The organism is Bradyrhizobium sp. DN3 (genome assembly GCF_041357655.1).
Lineage (GTDB): Bacteria > Pseudomonadota > Alphaproteobacteria > Rhizobiales > Xanthobacteraceae > Bradyrhizobium.
This window is the reverse complement of record NZ_JAULLN010000062.1, coordinates 1-16,016: the sequence shown is the minus strand read 5'-3', so window position 1 is coordinate 16,016 and position 16,016 is coordinate 1. Positions and strand designations below refer to the sequence as shown.

The 16,016-nt window shown below is 65.1% G+C and carries 12 protein-coding genes; 9 read left to right on the top strand and 3 right to left on the bottom strand.

Translation table 11 applies throughout. The features are described from left to right. Positions 1-285: 285 nt before the first annotated feature. Positions 286-711: a universal stress protein gene (locus tag AAE027_RS39090; protein ID WP_027577099.1), complete on the bottom strand. Its 426-nt coding sequence runs from the start codon at positions 709-711 to the stop codon at positions 286-288. A 70-nt stretch (positions 712-781) separates the two neighbouring features. Continuing rightward, entirely contained in the window at positions 782-1,318 is a 537-nt protein-coding gene (locus AAE027_RS39085) for a SixA phosphatase family protein (RefSeq protein ID WP_370991102.1), read from the bottom strand. A gap of 93 nt (positions 1,319-1,411) precedes the next feature. Here AAE027_RS39085 and AAE027_RS39080 point away from each other — a divergent pair, with 93 nt between their 5' ends. From AAE027_RS39080 to AAE027_RS39040, 9 genes are all read left to right on the top strand, one after another. After that, the gene (locus AAE027_RS39080; protein WP_370991103.1) at positions 1,412-2,869 is read left to right on the top strand and encodes an NAD(P)/FAD-dependent oxidoreductase; all 1,458 of its coding nucleotides are present in this window, start codon (positions 1,412-1,414) and stop codon (positions 2,867-2,869) included. Between the two features lie 88 nt (positions 2,870-2,957). Beyond that, positions 2,958-3,470 (top strand): peptide-methionine (R)-S-oxide reductase MsrB, encoded by a 513-nt coding sequence (gene msrB / locus AAE027_RS39075; RefSeq protein WP_370991104.1) that lies wholly within the window; start codon positions 2,958-2,960, stop codon positions 3,468-3,470. Positions 3,471-3,704: 234 nt separating this feature from the next. Beyond that, positions 3,705-5,966, top strand: coding sequence for a flagellar hook-basal body complex protein (locus tag AAE027_RS39070; RefSeq protein WP_370991105.1), 2,262 nt, complete (start codon positions 3,705-3,707; stop codon positions 5,964-5,966). Between the two features lie 35 nt (positions 5,967-6,001). Continuing rightward, positions 6,002-7,885: a flagellar hook-associated protein FlgK gene (gene flgK, locus AAE027_RS39065; RefSeq protein ID WP_370991106.1), complete on the top strand. Its 1,884-nt coding sequence runs from the start codon at positions 6,002-6,004 to the stop codon at positions 7,883-7,885. Positions 7,886-7,906: 21 nt separating this feature from the next. Beyond that, the gene (locus AAE027_RS39060) at positions 7,907-9,790 is read left to right on the top strand and encodes a flagellar protein (RefSeq protein ID WP_370991107.1); all 1,884 of its coding nucleotides are present in this window, start codon (positions 7,907-7,909) and stop codon (positions 9,788-9,790) included. A gap of 71 nt (positions 9,791-9,861) precedes the next feature. Continuing rightward, the gene (locus AAE027_RS39055; RefSeq protein ID WP_370991108.1) at positions 9,862-10,647 is read left to right on the top strand and encodes a hypothetical protein; all 786 of its coding nucleotides are present in this window, start codon (positions 9,862-9,864) and stop codon (positions 10,645-10,647) included. Continuing rightward, a complete protein-coding gene (locus AAE027_RS39050; RefSeq protein ID WP_370991109.1) occupies positions 10,637-12,286 on the top strand; it encodes a hypothetical protein in 1,650 nt (549 codons plus the stop codon). Before AAE027_RS39055 ends, AAE027_RS39050 begins: the two co-directional genes overlap by 11 nt. 1 nt (position 12,287) lies before the next feature. Further along, entirely contained in the window at positions 12,288-13,523 is a 1,236-nt protein-coding gene (locus AAE027_RS39045; RefSeq protein ID WP_370991110.1) for an ATP-grasp domain-containing protein, read from the top strand. Continuing rightward, on the top strand, positions 13,520-15,016 hold the full coding sequence (locus AAE027_RS39040; protein WP_370991111.1) for a pyridoxal phosphate-dependent decarboxylase family protein: 1,497 nt from the start codon (positions 13,520-13,522) through the stop codon (positions 15,014-15,016). The genes AAE027_RS39045 and AAE027_RS39040 overlap by 4 nt, the downstream gene beginning before the upstream one ends. Positions 15,017-15,119: 103 nt before the next feature. Here the strand turns inward: AAE027_RS39040 and flbT are convergent, their stop codons facing one another. Continuing rightward, complete coding sequence (gene flbT, locus AAE027_RS39035; RefSeq protein WP_128938758.1) at positions 15,120-15,560, bottom strand: flagellar biosynthesis repressor FlbT; 441 nt, start codon at positions 15,558-15,560, stop codon at positions 15,120-15,122. Positions 15,561-16,016 lie beyond the last annotated feature (456 nt).

Here is a 16,016-nt window from a genome sequence, read left to right as displayed (position 1 = left end):
TCTTCCTTGGGCCGGGTTGCGGCGACACATACGCCGTTTCCGAATTTCGGTAAAGCAGAATATTTTGGATGGCGCGCGTTGACCCATGGCTTGCGTGTTTTGCCCGACAGGCAACGCAAGGTCTTGTAGCCCGGATGGAGCGGAGCGCAATCCGGGATTCCATCCGTGCGGACACGGCTGTCCCGGATTTCGCTTCGCTCCATCCGGGCTACGAACTGCCGGAGCGATAGGCGGACAGTGCCTCAACATCGTCGTTGCTCGCAATGACGGCGTTTGCTGCAACCCTCAGTGCCTGACCACCAGCACCGAGCATTTGGCGTAGCGCACGACGTGTCCGGCGTTGGAGCCGAGGAAATAGGTGCGCATCGCCGGCCGGTGCGAGGTCATCACGATCAGGTCGGCTTTCATGTGTGCCGCTTCTTCCAGGATCTCGTGATAGATGCCGCCTTGGCGCACCACGCTGGAGATGCGGGAGGGCTCGATCCCGGACTCGCGTGCGACGATGGCGAGGGCCTCCTCGGAGGTCTGGCGCTGCTGCTCGTCGAAATCGGCCGGCACGTATTCGGCCAGCATCACCGGCGTCATCGGCAGCACGTTGAGCAGGCGTACCGTGCCGCTCCAGGTCTGAGACAACGTCGCCGCGGTTGCGATCGCCGGCTTGGCGAGATCGGTATCGGCGAGGTCGATGGGCACGAGGATGGACTTGAACATCTGCGCCTCCAGTCTTCCAGTCAGCACCTCGTGGGACTGAATCAACCGGTCGAGACCGCGCCCGCGCGTCTCATCCCGATCGAAGCAGCTTGGGGCTGACGAACAGCACCAGTTTGCCGCGGCGGTAGGCCACGTCACCCCAATCCTTGACGTCAAAGTCGAAGATCGCAAGCCCCGCTGTGGGCAGGTTGTGGCCGAGCGCCCTGGCTCCGGCCCGGTCGCCGCTGCCCGTCAGCATCAGCGCGACCTCGTGCATGCCGGGATTGTGGCCGATCAGCAGCAATCGCTTCGGGTTGGCCGGCGCGGTTGCAGTGCGAATGGCTTCCAGGATCTGCGCGGGATCGGCGCCATAGAGTTCCGGCAGGACCTCGACCTGCGGCGCCGCGACGCGGTCCTTCATTGCCTTCCAGGCGATGTCCCAGGTCTGTCGGGCCCGGACGGCATGCGACACCAGCACGGTATCGGGGAAGGGCGGATGGGCGGCGATCCAGTCGCCCATCTGCGCAGCATCCCTGTGGCCACGGTCGTCGAGGCGGCGATCCTGGTCACGGCCGCTCGGCGCGTCGGTCTCGGTCTTGGCGTGACGCAGCAGCATCAAACGGCGCATGGCATTCTCGAATCGTTACGCATCCAGGATAATCTACAGGCGCGGGTTGAGGACAAGGTGACAAGCGCCCGATCGGTCCTTTAAGAAAACGACATGAATGAGACCTTCACAAGCGTGCCCCATGACGAAGCCGGCTTTCACGAGCGGGAGCGGCTGTCGTTCGATCTCGATGCCGACATTTGCGTGATCGGGGCGGGGCTTGCCGGCCTTTCCATCGCGCTGGAGGCGGCCCGGTTCGGGGCCAGCGTCGCGGTGCTCGAGGGCCGCCATGTCGGCTGGAATGCCTCTGGCAATCAGCTTGGCACCGTGATGCCGGGCTTTGCACTGCCGCTCACCGACCTGATCGAGCGCATCGGCTTCGAGGATGCGCGCGAATTGTGGACGCTGTCGAAGGAGGGCGCCGAGTTCGTCCGCGCCAACGCCACGGAAGAGAACATGCCGGGGATCAGCCTCAGCGAGGGCGTGCTGGAAGTCTCCAATGTCGATGCCGGCGACCGGCTGATCAGCCGGTTGCAGATGCTGAACGAGGATTTCGATACCGAGGTCGAGGGCTGGCAGGTCGATCGCGTCCGCGCGGTGCTCAAGACCGACCGCTATTTCCATGGCATCCATTATCCCCGCGCGTTCCAGGTCGACGGCCGCAAATATGTGCATGGCCTCGCGGCGCTGGCGCGGCGGGCGGGCGCCCGCATCTTCGAGGACACGCCGGTCGTCAGCATCGATCATTCCGGCATCCGCAAGCGCATCGTCACGCCCTCGGCGCGGCTGCGCGCGACGCATATCGTGCTCGCCGGCAACATCCATCTCGGCGCGCCCTTGCGGCGCCTGTCGGAGACGCTGCTTCCGGTCTGGCGCTATGCCGGGATCACCGCGCCGCTCGGCGAGCGTGTGCATGAGATCGTCGCCTTCAAGGGATCGGTGCTGGATTCCGACGGCATCGACCATTTCCGTATCGTCGACGGCGACCGGCTGATGTGGGCGAGCCCGGAGACCACCTGGGCGGCACGTCCGCAACGCTTCGCCGGCGTCATCAAGCGGCGGATCCGCACGATCTTTCCCCAGCTCGGCAATGTCGAGATCACCGATACGTTCGGCGGCGCCACCGGCCAGACCGTGCACGGCATGCCGCAGATCGGCCAGCTGCGCAAAGGCCTGTGGGTGGCGAGCGGGTTCGGCCACCAGGGCATGAACATTTCGGCCATGGCCGGACAGATGATTGCGCGCAGTATCCTCCGGGGTGACGAGCGCTGGCGCCTGTTTTCGCCGTTCGAGCTGGTCTGGGCGGGAGGCACGACCGGACGGGTCGCGGGCCAGCTGGTCGGGATCTGGGGCAGGGCGAGCTCCGCCGCCGCCGGCTCGCTCGCCCGCTACCGCGAGCGGGCGCGGGTCAAGGACAGGGAACGCGAGGCCCGCCTTGCCGAAGCCAACCGGGCGGCCGGCACCGGTCCGCGCCGTCCGCCGCCCGGTGTCCGGCCACGGCCGGCCCCGCCGCCACGAGCTGCGGCCCAGGACGCGGAACCGGCCTCGCACGAGGACATTGTCTCGCAATAGACCCGAGAAAAATTCCGCCCGGAAGTGTAACGTCAGCCGTTAGAGCCCGTATCTCAGGGCGTGGACACGCTCCCGCACGGAGAATGAGATGTTTGATCGCCGCATCCTGCTATCGACTGCCGCCGGCCTGTTCGGCCTTTCGGCCTTCCGCTGGCTGAGGGCATCCCCGGCCGAGGCTGGTGAGAAGGCCGCGGAAAAGTTCGAAATCACGAAGACGGAGGCCGAATGGCGTGCTCAGCTCACGCCGCAGCAATATGACATCCTACGCAATCACGGCACCGAGCGGCCCGGCTCCAGCCCGCTGCTGAAGGAGCACCGCAAGGGCATCTTCGCCTGCGCCGGCTGCGACCTGCCGCTGTTTGCGTCCGAGACCAAGTTCGAGAGCGGCACCGGCTGGCCGAGCTTCTACCAGCCGATCGAGGGCAATGTCGGCAAGACCGAGGACCGTGCCTACGGCATGGTTCGCACCGAAGTGCATTGCCGCCGCTGCGGCGGCCATCTCGGCCACGTCTTCGACGACGGTCCGAAACCGACCGGCTTGCGCTACTGCATCGACGGCTTCGGGCTGGTTTTCCATCCCGCGGCGGCGTCGGCGACGTAGGCTCTTTGATTGACGCGACTTCTTCGCGCGAGCCGGTGACGCGTCGCTCGAAAACTCATGACGTCCCGGCAATTGTTGCCGGCCCGGCAATTGTGCCCCAGTCATCCGACCGGGGCATGTCAATTTAAGTCGTTGATTTCCTGAAGATACCCGCATTGGCATGGCCTTTGCGACTGTCTCTCCCGATTGCGGCCACGGGTCGGCGCCGCCGAGATCGGATTTGGAGACAAAGTTATGGGTATCTTCGATGCAATGAACACCTCGGTGGGTGGCTTGCAGGCGCAGTCCTTCGCGCTTCAGAACATTTCCGGCAACATCGCGAACTCGTCCACCACCGGTTACAAGGGCATCGGCACCAGCTTCGTCGATCTCATTCCCGACTCATCCGTGCCGAGCAAGCAGGTCGCAGGCGGCGTAACGGCCAACGCGAAGGCCACCATCACGACGCAAGGCACGATCTCATCGTCCACCGTCGCCACCAACATGGCGATCACCGGCGACGGTTTCTTCTCGATCCAGAAAGCGAGCGGCGTCGTCGACAACGTGCCGGTGTTCACCGGGGTCACCTACTACACCAGGCGTGGCGACTTCCAGCTCAATGCCAACGGCAATCTGGTCAATGGCGCCGGCTATTACCTGATGGGCGTCACGGTCGACCCGAAGACGGGCAATCCGCAGGGCAACGTGGCGACCGTCCTGCAATTCCAGAACAATTTCATTCCGGCGCAGGCGACCACCTCGATCCAATACGCCGCGAACCTGCCGACGCAGCCGAACACGGTGGCGAGCACGACCGCGGCGACCGGCACGCTGCTGGCGGCTGGTGGACTGAACCCCTCCGACTTCGCCGCCAACCCGCTGCCGGTCGGCACACCGCCCGCACCCTATACCAACGCAAAGGTGTCCGGCGCGGCGGCGACCGGCAACGTCCGCTCGGCCTACACGTCGACGACGGCGACGGGCACGGTTGCGCTGCAGAACAATTCGTCCGCGGTGGCCTCGACCACCACGTCCCTCGACAACACGGTCGGCACGCATCTGGCCTCCAGCATTCTCACCGCGCTGAGCGGCCAGACGCTGACCATCAACGGCAACACGATCACCTTCAACGCCGGCACGACGGTCTCGACGGTCGGCAGCAACACCACGATCGGTCTCGGTGCGGGCACGACGGCCACGGTGGCGGACATCCTGAACGCGATCCAGACCGCCGGCGGCGCCGGCGTCACGGCGTCGCTCTCCGCCAGCGGCAATATCGTGATCTCCAGCGGTACCGGCACCGACGTGGCGGTGGGCAGCGGCACGGCAGCCACCGCGCTCGGCATCAGCAGCGTGACGCGCGGCGGAAACGTGCTGTCCTCGCCCGCGATCTCGGGCGCGACGGTGCTGAGCGGCGCGGCGACCGCCGGCGGCGCCCAAGTGCTGTCGTCGGGTTTTTCGGCAGGCCCGCCCGCCGACACGATCACCGTCAATGGTCAGACGCTGACCTTCGTCGCCTCGGGTGCCTCGGGACCGAACCAGATCAACATCACAGACAACATCACGACGCTGCTCGGCAAGATCGACGCGCTCTCCGGCGGGTCGGGCTCGTCTGTGAGCAGCGGTGGCGTGATCACGCTGAACACCGGCACCGTCTCCAACCTCACGGTGTCGAGCTCGAACAGCGCTGCCTTTGCCGCGCTCGGCTTCACCTCGACCATCACCAAGAATCGCGACGGCGGCGGCACTGCCGGCACCGGCGGTGTGATCGGCAACGACATCGCCACCTTCACCAAGGAATCGATCAGCGGCGGCGCGGTGACCGCCTACAACGCCGCGGGCACGCCGGTGAACCTGCAATTGCGCTGGGCCAAGACCGACAGCGCCTCGCTGGGTGCGGGCCATTCCGATACCTGGAACCTGTTCTACCAGACCGACCCGAATGCGACTGGTACGACGGTCGGCTGGGTCAACACCGGCCAGGCCTTCACCTTTGCCGCCGACGGCTCGCTGACCTCGCCGAGCGGCTCGGGCATCACCATCAACAATGTCAGCGTGAGCGGTCAATCGCTCGGCTCCGTCGCCTTCAACATCTCCTCGGGCGGGTTGACGCAATACGCCAGCACGAGCGGCGCGGTGACCATCAACACCATCACCCAGAACGGCTATGCCGCCGGTCAGCTCCGGTCGGTTGCCGTCAACAACAATGGCATCGTGGTCGGCACCTTCTCCAATGGCCAGAACCTCAACCTCGCTCAGGTGCAGCTGTCGCATTTCAACGGCACCAACTATCTGAAGGCGCTCGATGGCGGCGCTTATGCCGCGACTGAACAATCGGGAGACGCCATCGACGGCGCTTCGGGCACCATCAGCGGCTCGTCGCTAGAGGGATCCAACACCGACATCGCCGACGAATTCACCAAGCTGATCGTGACGCAGCAGGCCTATTCGGCCAACACCAAGGTGATCACGACCGCCAATTCGATGGTGCAGGACCTCTTGAACGTGTTGCGCTGATCGGCGCGTAACGTAACCAAAGGCGGGTCAGTGATATGGGTTTGAGTTCAGCCCTCGCCAGTGCGATGAGCGGTCTGCGTGCCAACCAGGCCGCGCTGTCGATCGTCTCCTCGAACGTCGCAAATTCGCAGACGCCGGGTTACGTCGTCCAGACGCCGAACCAGATCGAGGTCACCACCGGCGATTTCGGCTCGACGGCGATGACCACCGGTGTCAGCCGCGAGCTCGACAGCTACGTGCTGAACCAGCTGCGGACCGAGACCGGCGGCAGCGGTTACGCCGACCAGATGGCCAACATCCTGAAGCAGCTTCAGAATGTCTATGGCACGCCGGGCAACGACGGCACGCTCGAAAGCGCGCTCAACAAATTCACCACGGCGCTCCAGGCGTTGTCGACCAGCTCGGGCGCCTCGTCGGCCCAGACCGTTGCGCTGGGCGCGGCACAGGCACTGGCACAGCAGCTCAACGTCACCACCAAGGGCATCCAGTCGCTGCGCTCCAACGTCGAGCAGGATCTCGGCACTTCGGCGCAGCAGGCCAACGCGGCGATGCAGAAGGTCGCCGATATCAACACCAAGCTTCAGGGCCTGTCGGCCAACGATCCCTCGGCGGCGACGCTGATGGACCAGCGCGACCAGGCCATCAACACGCTGTCGAAATATGTCGACGTCCGCGTCACCACCGACGGCTCGAACCAGGCCAACATCTACACCACCACAGGCATTCAGCTCGTCGGTGCCGGGCTCGCCTCGCAATTCTCCTTTGCCTCGGCCGGCGCGCTCTCGGCAACGTCGCTCTATAACATCGATCCGGCCAAGTCCGGTGTCGGCGCGCTCACGATCAAGCTGCCGAACGGCTCGCAGCTCGACGTCGTCGCCAACAACGTGGTGTCTTCCGGCCAGATCGCGGCCGATCTGAAGCTGCGCGACCAGACCCTGGTGCAGGCGCAGACCCAGCTCGATCAGCTCGCTGCGACGATGTCGAGCGCGCTGTCCGACAAGACCACGGCCGGCAGCACGGTCTCGGGCCCACCGGCCGGATTCGATCTCGACCTTGCCGGTGCGCAGCCGGGCAATACCGTCAACATCACCTACACGGACACGGCGACCAACACCCAGCGCCAGATCACGCTGGTCAACGTGACCGATCCGGCGGCGCTGCCGCTGCAGAACGCGACGAATGCCAACCCGATGCGGATCGGCGTCAACTTCTCCGGCGGCATGGGCGCGATCGCGTCTGCGCTCAATACCGCGCTATCAGGCACGCATCTGTCGTTCGCCGCCGCCCCGTCGCCGGCGACAGCCACGACGCTGCGGGTGACCGATGACAACACCGGTCTTGCCAAGCTCAATTCGGCCTCGACCACCAAGACGATCTCGTCGCTGACGTCGGGCAATCCGCAACTGCCGCTGTTCACCGACGGCGGGCAGGCGCTCTACACCGGTGCGATCACCGCGTCGGGCTCGCAGATGACCGGCCTTGCCGGGCGCATCGCCGTGAACACGCAGCTGGTTTCCGATCCGACCCGGCTGTCGGTCTACAACACCTCGCCGGTGACGCCCGCGGGCGACACCACGCGTTCGGACTATCTCTACTCGCAGCTCACCAGTGCGGTGTTCTCCTATTCGCCGCAGACCGGCCTCGGCTCGGCGAACCAGCCCTTCACCGGCAGCGTTTCGAACTACCTCCAGCAGTTCCTGAGCATCCAGTCCAACGCCGCGACCCAGGCGACCCAGCTCCAGCAGGGCCAAAGCGTGGTGGTCTCGACGCTGCAGGCCAAGTTCGACTCGACCTCCAAAGTCAATCTGGATTCGGAGATGTCGAACCTGATCCAGCTCCAGAATGCCTATGCCGCCAACGCTCACGTGATGTCGGTGGTGCAGAGCATGATGAACACGTTGCTACAGGCTCAAGGGTAACAAGTAACAGGGCTCTGAAAGATGTCGATCAGCAGCATCAACTACTCGTCGTCGGTTCTCGGCGCGCAGATCCGCAACATCAATCAGCAGCTCACGGATCTGTCGACGCAACTCTCGACCGGCAAGCTGTCGCAGAACTATTCCGGCATGGGCACCAACGAGGGCTTTGCGATCGCCGGGCGCGCGCAGCTCTCCAACATCGCCGCCTATACCGACACGATCACCAACGTCAACGTCAGCATCAACCTAGCCAATACCGCGCTGCAGTCGCTGACGAAGATCCGCAACACGGTGCAGACGGGCTCGGCCAGCACCGCGCAGGACCTCAACGTCAACGGCCAGACGGTCGCGCAGAACACCGCCGCCGCCCAGTTCGGCTCGATGGTCGGCGTTCTCAACACGCAGACGGGCAGCCGCTATCTGTTCTCCGGAACAGCCGTCAACACCCAGTCGGTTGCGGATGCCGGCGACATCATCAACGGCACCACGACGCAGGCGGGGTTCAAGACCGTCATGGCGGAGCGCCAGGCCGCCGACCTCGGCGCCAACGGCATGGGCCGCCTGGTACAGACGCAACCGACGCCGAGCTCGGTGCGGGTGTCGGAGGACGTCGCCGGATCGCCGTTCGGGCTCAAGATCAAGGCGGTCTCTTCGACCCTGACCGGTGCGACCGTCACCGGCCCGAGCGGCTCGCCGGTGTCGTTCTCGGTCGATCTCAACGGCGTCAACCCGAACAACGGCGACAAGCTGAGCATCCAGTTCACGCTGCCGGACGGCACGACCGAGCAGATCGACCTGACCGCATCGACGGCGACGCCGACGCCGCTCGGCAGCTTCGCGATCGATGCGAGCGTTCCGGTCAACCCGAACAACACCGCCGCGAACCTCAACACGGCGCTGAACACCGCGATCACCAAGCTCGCCAACACCTCGCTGGTGGCGGCATCCGCGGTCGTCGCCGGCGACAACTTCTTCAACACGGCCAGCTCTGCGATCGGCACGCCCGTCAACAACCAGGCGGCGCCGCCGGCGCCCATCACCGGCGCGACGGCACTCTCCGGCGCGAGCCCCTCGGACTCGATCTCGCCGGGCTTCGTCGCCGGCGACACCATCACCATCAACGGCACCACGCTGACCTTCGTCAGCTCGGGTGCGACCGGCAACCAGCTCAACGTCACCGATAGCATCCAGACCCTGCTGAGCAAGATCGACCAGATCACGGGGACGTCGAAGCCCTCGACCGTCCATGGCGGTTCGACCACGATCAACACCGACGATGCGGCGAGCCTCAACATCACGAGCTCGAATACGGGGGCGCTGAGTTCGCTCGGTTTCAGTTCGACGCCAGTGACCGCCACGCAGCCGCCGCTGCGCGTCGGCTCGTCGCCGGCGAGCTCGGCAACCACGCTGGTGAACGGCTCGGCCAATACGGTGAAATGGTATTTGGGCAATGACGGGCCGGGCTCGCCGCGCTCGACGGCGATGGCGCGGGTCGACGATGCCGTCACGGTGCAATATGGCGCCCAGGCGAATGAGGATGCGATCCGCCGGCAATTGCAGGCGATCGCGGTGTTCGGGACCTTCTCGACCTCGCCGACCGGACAGTATTCGGGCGGGCAGGTTTCGGCGCTGAGCCTGCGGGTGACGCAGGCACTGACCCAGCAGCCCGGTCAGCAGCGCATCGAGGACATCCAGACCGACATCGCGATGGCCCAGAACACGATGAAGGACGCGACCACGCGCCAGACCCAGGCCAAGGCGCAGCTCCAGACCATCATCGACCAGGCGGAATCGGCCTCGCCGGACCAAGTCGCGAGCGAGATCCTGGCGCTCCAGAACGCGCTCCAGGCATCCTACCAGGTGACCTCGAACCTGGCACAGCTCTCGCTCGTCAAGTTCTTGTAAGGTCGCGTTAAGACGCCGTTAACCATGCCTCTTTACCTCTTGGTGAGGATTGGAGCGGGGCGGGGCTGCCGATGTCGGACAAGATGCAATTGGTGGTGGCAACGCCATGCTTCGGCGGGCAGGTGTCGAGCATCTATGCGAGCTCGATCTTCGCGCTCCAGCGCGCCGTGCACGGCATGTCCAATCTCGAGCTCAAGGTGCACTTGCGCGACGGCGACGCGCTGATCACGCGCGCGCGAGCCAATCTGGTCGCGATGTTCCTGGACGATCCCAAGGCGACGCATTTCCTGTTCATCGATGCCGACATCGGCTTCAAGCCGGAGCAGGTGTTCCGGCTGATCGAATGCGGCGCCGACGTCGTCGCCGGCTGCTATCCGATCAAGCGCGTCAACTGGGACAAGGCGAAGCGCGCGGTCGAGGCCGGCCGCGCCGATGTGCCGGCGGCCTCGCTCGATTATGTGCTGGAGATCGAGGATCCCGACCGCATCGTGGTCGTCAACGGCTTCACCCGCGTGCGCTATGCCGGCACCGGCTTCCTGATGATCCGGCGCCACGTGCTGGAAGCGATGTGCCGTCACCCGAATTATGCAGCTCTGCAATTCTTCCGCGAGCATTCGCACGATATGCTGGCGGCGAGCCCGAACCGGTTCGCGCTGTTCGAATGCATGATCGATCCGGCGACCGGCACGTATCTTTCCGAGGACTTCGCCTTCTGCAAGCGCTGGACCGACATCGGCGGCGAGATCTGGGCCGACATCCAGAGCTCGCTCGATCACGTCGGACCGTCGGTGTTCCACGGCGACATCGCTTCGCAATTCGCGCCCGCGCCCGCAGCGGCGGCAGCCGATGCGGCGTGAGCCTTTCGGGATGAGCGCCGGCGCATCCCGTCTGTCGGCACCGGAACGCGCATCCGACAGCGGCTCACGTTACCGCCTGCGCGATCTCTTCACACCGCTGGACACGCTGCTCGTCTCCGGCGGAGATCCGCGGCTGGCGCTGGACTCTAAGGATCGCATCAACGCCTATGGTTGCGCGGCCTCGCCCGAGCCGGACATCTGGAATTTCGCATCCTCGACCGCATCGACGATCTCGCAAGCGGCTTATGATCGCGCCGCGCTCGCGCGCGAAGAGCTGATGCACAAGTGCCTGTTCGACGAGGTCGAGATCGCCTTCGATGCGCGCTGTGAAGGCATGCGCGAGGAGCTGCGCGGCCATTTCCAGCTTTCGCCGCGCGTCGATGTGGTGTTCTCGCCGTCCGGCACGGATTCCCAGCTTCACGCCCTGTTCGTGGCGCGCGCGGTGCTTGGCGCGCCGCCGGTGACAATCGTGGTCGGCGCCGACCAGACCGGAAGCGGGACGATCCATACCGCGCGTGGACATCATTTCAGCTCCACGACGGCGAGCGGCTTGGCGGTCCGCAAGGACGGCGCAGTTGCGGGGCTGGCCGGCGCCAGCATCGCGCTGCCATTGCGCGAGGCGGGGCCTGGGATCGCGATGCGCGCGGATGCGGATGCTGCGGTGCTGCGCGCGATCGAGGCCACGATCGCGCAGGGCGCGCCGGTGCTGCTTCAGATCATGGATGCCTCGAAACTCGGCTGGCGCGCACCGAGCGCGGCCTGCCTCGACGAGATCGCGCGGCGCTGGCCGCGCAAGGTTCAGATCGTCGTCGATGCCTGTCAGGCCCGGCTCGGCCGCCGCCGGTTGCGCTCCTATCTCGACCGCGGTTACCTCGTGCTGATCACCGGCTCGAAATTCTTCGGCGGACCGGCCTTCAGCGGCGCGCTGCTCGTCCCGAAAGGCTTTTCGCGGTCGCTCGACCGGGTCGAGGCGATCGCGCCTGGCTTTTTCGATTATGCCGGCCGTTGCGACTGGCCGATGGCCTGGACGATCCTGCGTTCGCGCTTCGAGCGCCGGCCGAATTTCGGCCAATGGTTGCGCTGGGAGGGGGCGCTGGCCGAGATCGGCAGCTACTATGCAGTGCCAGGTGCATTTCGCGCCAGGGCACTGGTCGAGCTCGCGGCCGGCATCGAGAGCATGATCGCGCTGTCGCCGTCGCTTCGCCCCGTTCCAGCCGGAATCGGGAAGGTTGGTGTCGACGACGAGGAGTTCGCGCAAACTACGATCTTTCCGTTTCTGCTGCTGCGCGACGGCAAGCCGATCTCGATCGCGGAGACCGGCGCCGTTCATCAGGCGCTGGCGCGTGACATGAACGAAGAGATCGGCGGCAGCACGGCGGACCGGCAGGTCGCCGCACAGCGCCGCCTGGTCGGCCAGCCGGTCCGGCTGGAGCGCCAGGACGAGGCCCCGCTGGCCGCATTGCGCCTCTGCGTCGGCGCACGGCTCGTGACTGAGATCTGGTCCCCGGACATGGTGCAGGCGCGACGCAATTTGCAGCACGTGCTCGATCGCGCCGCCGACGTCCTGGTGAAGATCGAGCTGTTGCTTGATCGTGGCGCGGCGGCGCCCGTGCCGGCAAAGTCCGCGTTCGAGGTGTGAGATGCAGCAGCCGGTTTCCGTAGCCAACTTTGCCGACCGTATCGGCTTTGCGCAGTTGACGCGCCAGGCCTTCGAAGGTGTCGATTTGCAGCCGTTGCGCGACCAACTCGTCGTCCGGATCACGGAGGGGACGGCGCAGGCGGGCGAAGGCCTGGATTTGTCGCTGATCGTCCAGCTCCTTGGCGACAAGGCGGCGGGGCTTGCGATCCAATCGGAGGTGCTGACCTTCCATCAGTTGTTTCGTACGCCTAGCGCGGCTCCGAAGCCGGGCTTGCGCGTGCTCGCGCTTGCAGCCGACATCGACATGGGCGGCAACACGCCGATCGATTTCCTGCTCGAAGGCTCCGACATCGAGCTGTTGACGCTCTATGTGGTCAAGGGCGTCGGTCTGCCCGAGAACTTGCCCGAGCACGACGTCGCCATCGTGATTGCATCCGATTCCGAGGAATGCCGGGACGCGCTCGCGCTGATCGAGAAGGCCGCGCCACACTGGCCGCGGCCGCTGCTCAATCGCCCCGATCTCATCGGCAACCTCGATCGCGACAAGCTCTATCGGCTGCTGACAGGTGTGCCCGGCCTCGACATTCCCGCGACCGTCCACGCCACGCGTGCGCAATTGTCGGATCTCGCGCAGGGGCGGATCGCATGCGCGGCCATCGCGGACGAATTGCACTTTCCGATGATCGCGCGGCCGCGCGGATCGCATGCCGGTGTCGGGCTCGCGAAGCTCATTGATGCGGCGGCGCTCGTGGCCTATCTCGCCGAACGGAAAGAGCAGGACTTCTTCGTCGCGCGCTTCGTCGACTATGTCAGCCCCGACGGGCTCTACCGCAAGTATCGCCTCGCCATGGTCGACGGCAAGCCTTACGCCTGCCACATGGCGATCGCCGATCGCTGGGACATCTGGTATCTCAACGCCTACATGGCATTCAGCGAGGAGAAGCGGGCCGAGGAAGCCGTCTTCATGCTCGACTTCGACCACGCCTTTGCGGCGCGCCACAAGAGCGCGCTCGAGCAGATGAGCAGGCGCGTCGGCCTCGACTATTTCATCGTCGACTGCGCCGAGAACCAGAACGGCGAGCTCCTGGTGTTCGAAGCCGACAATACCGCCGTCGTGCACAACATGGATTCGCCGGTCGTGTTTCCGTACAAGCCGCCGCAGATGCGCAAGATATTTGCGGCGTTCACGGCGATGCTGTCGCGGCATGCGCGAGCGGGCAAGGGAAGTGCAACATGAACGAGATCATCCGCAGCACGCCAAGCTCCGTCACCCACAGCTCGCTCGATCCGCAGGACTGGAGCGAATTTCGCGCGCTGGCCCATCGCATGCTGGACGAGGCGATCGATGGCATCGCCAACGTTCGGGCGCGTCCGGTGTGGCAGCCGATCCCCGATGAGGTCCGCGCGGCATTCAAGGCCGACGTGCCGCGCGAGGCGAGCGACCTTGCCGATGTCTATCGTGAATTTGCCGAGCATGTCGCGCCCTATGCGACCGGCAACGTCCACCCGGGCTTCATGGGCTGGGTCCATGGCGGCGGCACTGCAGTCGGCATGCTCGCGGAGATGCTGGCAGCCGGCCTCAATGCCAATCTCGGCGGACGCGACCACATGCCGATCGAGGTCGAGCGCCAGATCGTGGCGTGGATGCGCCGCCTGTTCGCATTTCCGGAAGACGCGAGCGGCATCTTCGTCACGGGCACGTCGATGGCCAATCTGATGGCGGTGCTGGTGGCACGTACGAATGCACTCGGCACGCTGGCGCGCCAGCACGGCATCGGCAATGACGGCGCACTGCTTACGGCCTATACGTCGCACGCTGCACATGGCTGCATCTCGAGGGCGATGGACATTGCCGGGCTCGGCATGGACGCGCTACGCAAGATCGGTGTCGATGCCGATCATCGCATCGATGTTGCCGCGCTTCGTGCGCAGATCGCGGTCGATCGCGAGGTCGGCTTCAAGCCGTTCCTGGTGGTGGCATCGGCCGGCACGGTGGATGTCGGCGCGATCGACGATCTCAGGACAATCGCGGAGCTGTGCCGCGATGAAGGGATCTGGTTTCACGTCGATGGCGCTTTCGGTGCGCTGGCGATCCTGTCACCCGAGCTCGCGCCGTTGCTCGGCGGCATCGAGCTTGCGGATTCCGTTGCGCTCGACTTCCACAAATGGGGACAGGTGCCTTATGACGCCGGCTTCCTGCTGGTGCGCGACGGCGAGCAGCATCGACAGGCCTTTGCGCAGCCCGCGGCCTATCTGCGCCGCGAGGCGAGGGGGCTCGCAGCGGGCGCGGTCTGGCCCTGCGATCTCGGCCCGGATCTGTCGCGCGGCTTCCGTGCGCTGAAGACCTGGTTCACGCTGAAGACGTTCGGCACCGATCGGCTCGGTGCGGTGATCGCGCGAAGCTGCGCGCTGGCGAAATATCTGGAGGCGCGCGTGCTGGCCGAGCCGCGGCTGGAATTGCTGGCGCCGGTCAACCTCAACATCGTCTGCTTCCGCTACCGCGCCGATGATGCGATCAATCGCGAGATTGTCGCCGACATCCAGGAGGCCGGCGTCGCGGCCCCATCGAGCACGACGCTCGACGGCAAGTTCGCGATCCGCGCCGCGATCGTCAATCACCGCACCGACGAGACCGACATCGATGCGCTGGTCTCGGCCGTGCTGGAGTTCGGCGGACGAAGGAATGACGGAGTGGTCGAGGTCGAGGCGCCGCCGCTGGCAGTGCAGTAGCATCGATGCATGGCTGAAACGACAACGGCCCCGGAGGTGATCCGGGGCCGTTGTCGTTTGCGGCTTGGTTGTTGGCGCAGCGTGGCGGCACGAACGCGTGTGGTCAGGCTGCGGTGCTGACGTCGTCCTTGCCGGCTTCCGTCTTGGGATGGGTGGCCTCGAACTGATCTCGCAGCTTTTCCTCATAAGCGATCAGCTTGCGGGCGTCCTTCAGCGCCCGGTAGAGGTCGCCGTTGAGGATATTGTTGTTGATGCCTTCGATGATCGGCCAGGCGCTCGGCACCGCGGTGACGATGTCGCGCACCAGGTTGAAATAGGTGCCATGCTGGGTCTGCGGATCCGGCGAGATGTACATGAGCTGGACCGCCAGATAGACCAGCTTGGCGGGCGTGGTTGCGGTCTCCGGCGTGAGAATGTCGCGCTCGCGCAGGATCGGCACGTTGTCGCCGTCGATCAGGAGGCGGGCGCGCTGGTCCGTGTTGGTAATCACGCAGTTACCGACGATGATGCGTTCGTGCGGTCTGAGCTCGACCTTGAGGGCCATGCCTGTTCTCCATCAACGCTTTCGTAACCGAGCGTTCGTTGCGGCTCATCAGGGCATGATTCTCGCTCGGAATTAGTTAACGAGCTGTAAATCGCCGGCGTTCGCACGAAAAAGCACAGCATTATCAATGTTATATCTGTGTGGCGGTGCGGCGATGGTGCGCAGCTCCCAACTCCGAATCACGCGCGGCCCGGCAAAAGCACGGATTTCATTTCATGTTTCATTAGAGGTCTCGACGCACGGTCCGCCGGTCGCTGGGTCAATCTCGATCCAAGCTGACGCGTAACAGTAGCGTCGTTTACCAGAAAGGTAACACCTCAATGTCCGGTATCGTCCTCTCCGCATCGGTTCGTCAGAACCTGCTCTCCCTCCAGTCCACCGCTGACCTCCTCGCCACCACGCAGAACCGTCTGTCGACCGGCAAGAGCGTCAACTCGGCTCTCGACAATCCCACCA

Bases quoted from the DNA above. Each gene is read 5' to 3' on its own strand.
- AAE027_RS39090 (WP_027577099.1), bottom strand. From the start codon at position 711: ATGTTCAAGTCCATCCTCGTGCCCATCGACCTCGCCGATACCGATCTC.
- AAE027_RS39085 (WP_370991102.1), bottom strand. From the start codon at position 1,318: ATGCGCCGTTTGATGCTGCTGCGTCACGCCAAGACCGAGACCGACGCG.
- AAE027_RS39080 (WP_370991103.1), top strand. From the start codon at position 1,412: ATGAATGAGACCTTCACAAGCGTGCCCCATGACGAAGCCGGCTTTCAC.
- msrB (WP_370991104.1), top strand. From the start codon at position 2,958: ATGTTTGATCGCCGCATCCTGCTATCGACTGCCGCCGGCCTGTTCGGC.
- AAE027_RS39070 (WP_370991105.1), top strand. From the start codon at position 3,705: ATGGGTATCTTCGATGCAATGAACACCTCGGTGGGTGGCTTGCAGGCG.
- flgK (WP_370991106.1), top strand. From the start codon at position 6,002: ATGGGTTTGAGTTCAGCCCTCGCCAGTGCGATGAGCGGTCTGCGTGCC.
- AAE027_RS39060 (WP_370991107.1), top strand. From the start codon at position 7,907: ATGTCGATCAGCAGCATCAACTACTCGTCGTCGGTTCTCGGCGCGCAG.
- AAE027_RS39055 (WP_370991108.1), top strand. From the start codon at position 9,862: ATGTCGGACAAGATGCAATTGGTGGTGGCAACGCCATGCTTCGGCGGG.
- AAE027_RS39050 (WP_370991109.1), top strand. From the start codon at position 10,637: ATGCGGCGTGAGCCTTTCGGGATGAGCGCCGGCGCATCCCGTCTGTCG.
- AAE027_RS39045 (WP_370991110.1), top strand. From the start codon at position 12,288: ATGCAGCAGCCGGTTTCCGTAGCCAACTTTGCCGACCGTATCGGCTTT.
- AAE027_RS39040 (WP_370991111.1), top strand. From the start codon at position 13,520: ATGAACGAGATCATCCGCAGCACGCCAAGCTCCGTCACCCACAGCTCG.
- flbT (WP_128938758.1), bottom strand. From the start codon at position 15,560: ATGGCCCTCAAGGTCGAGCTCAGACCGCACGAACGCATCATCGTCGGT.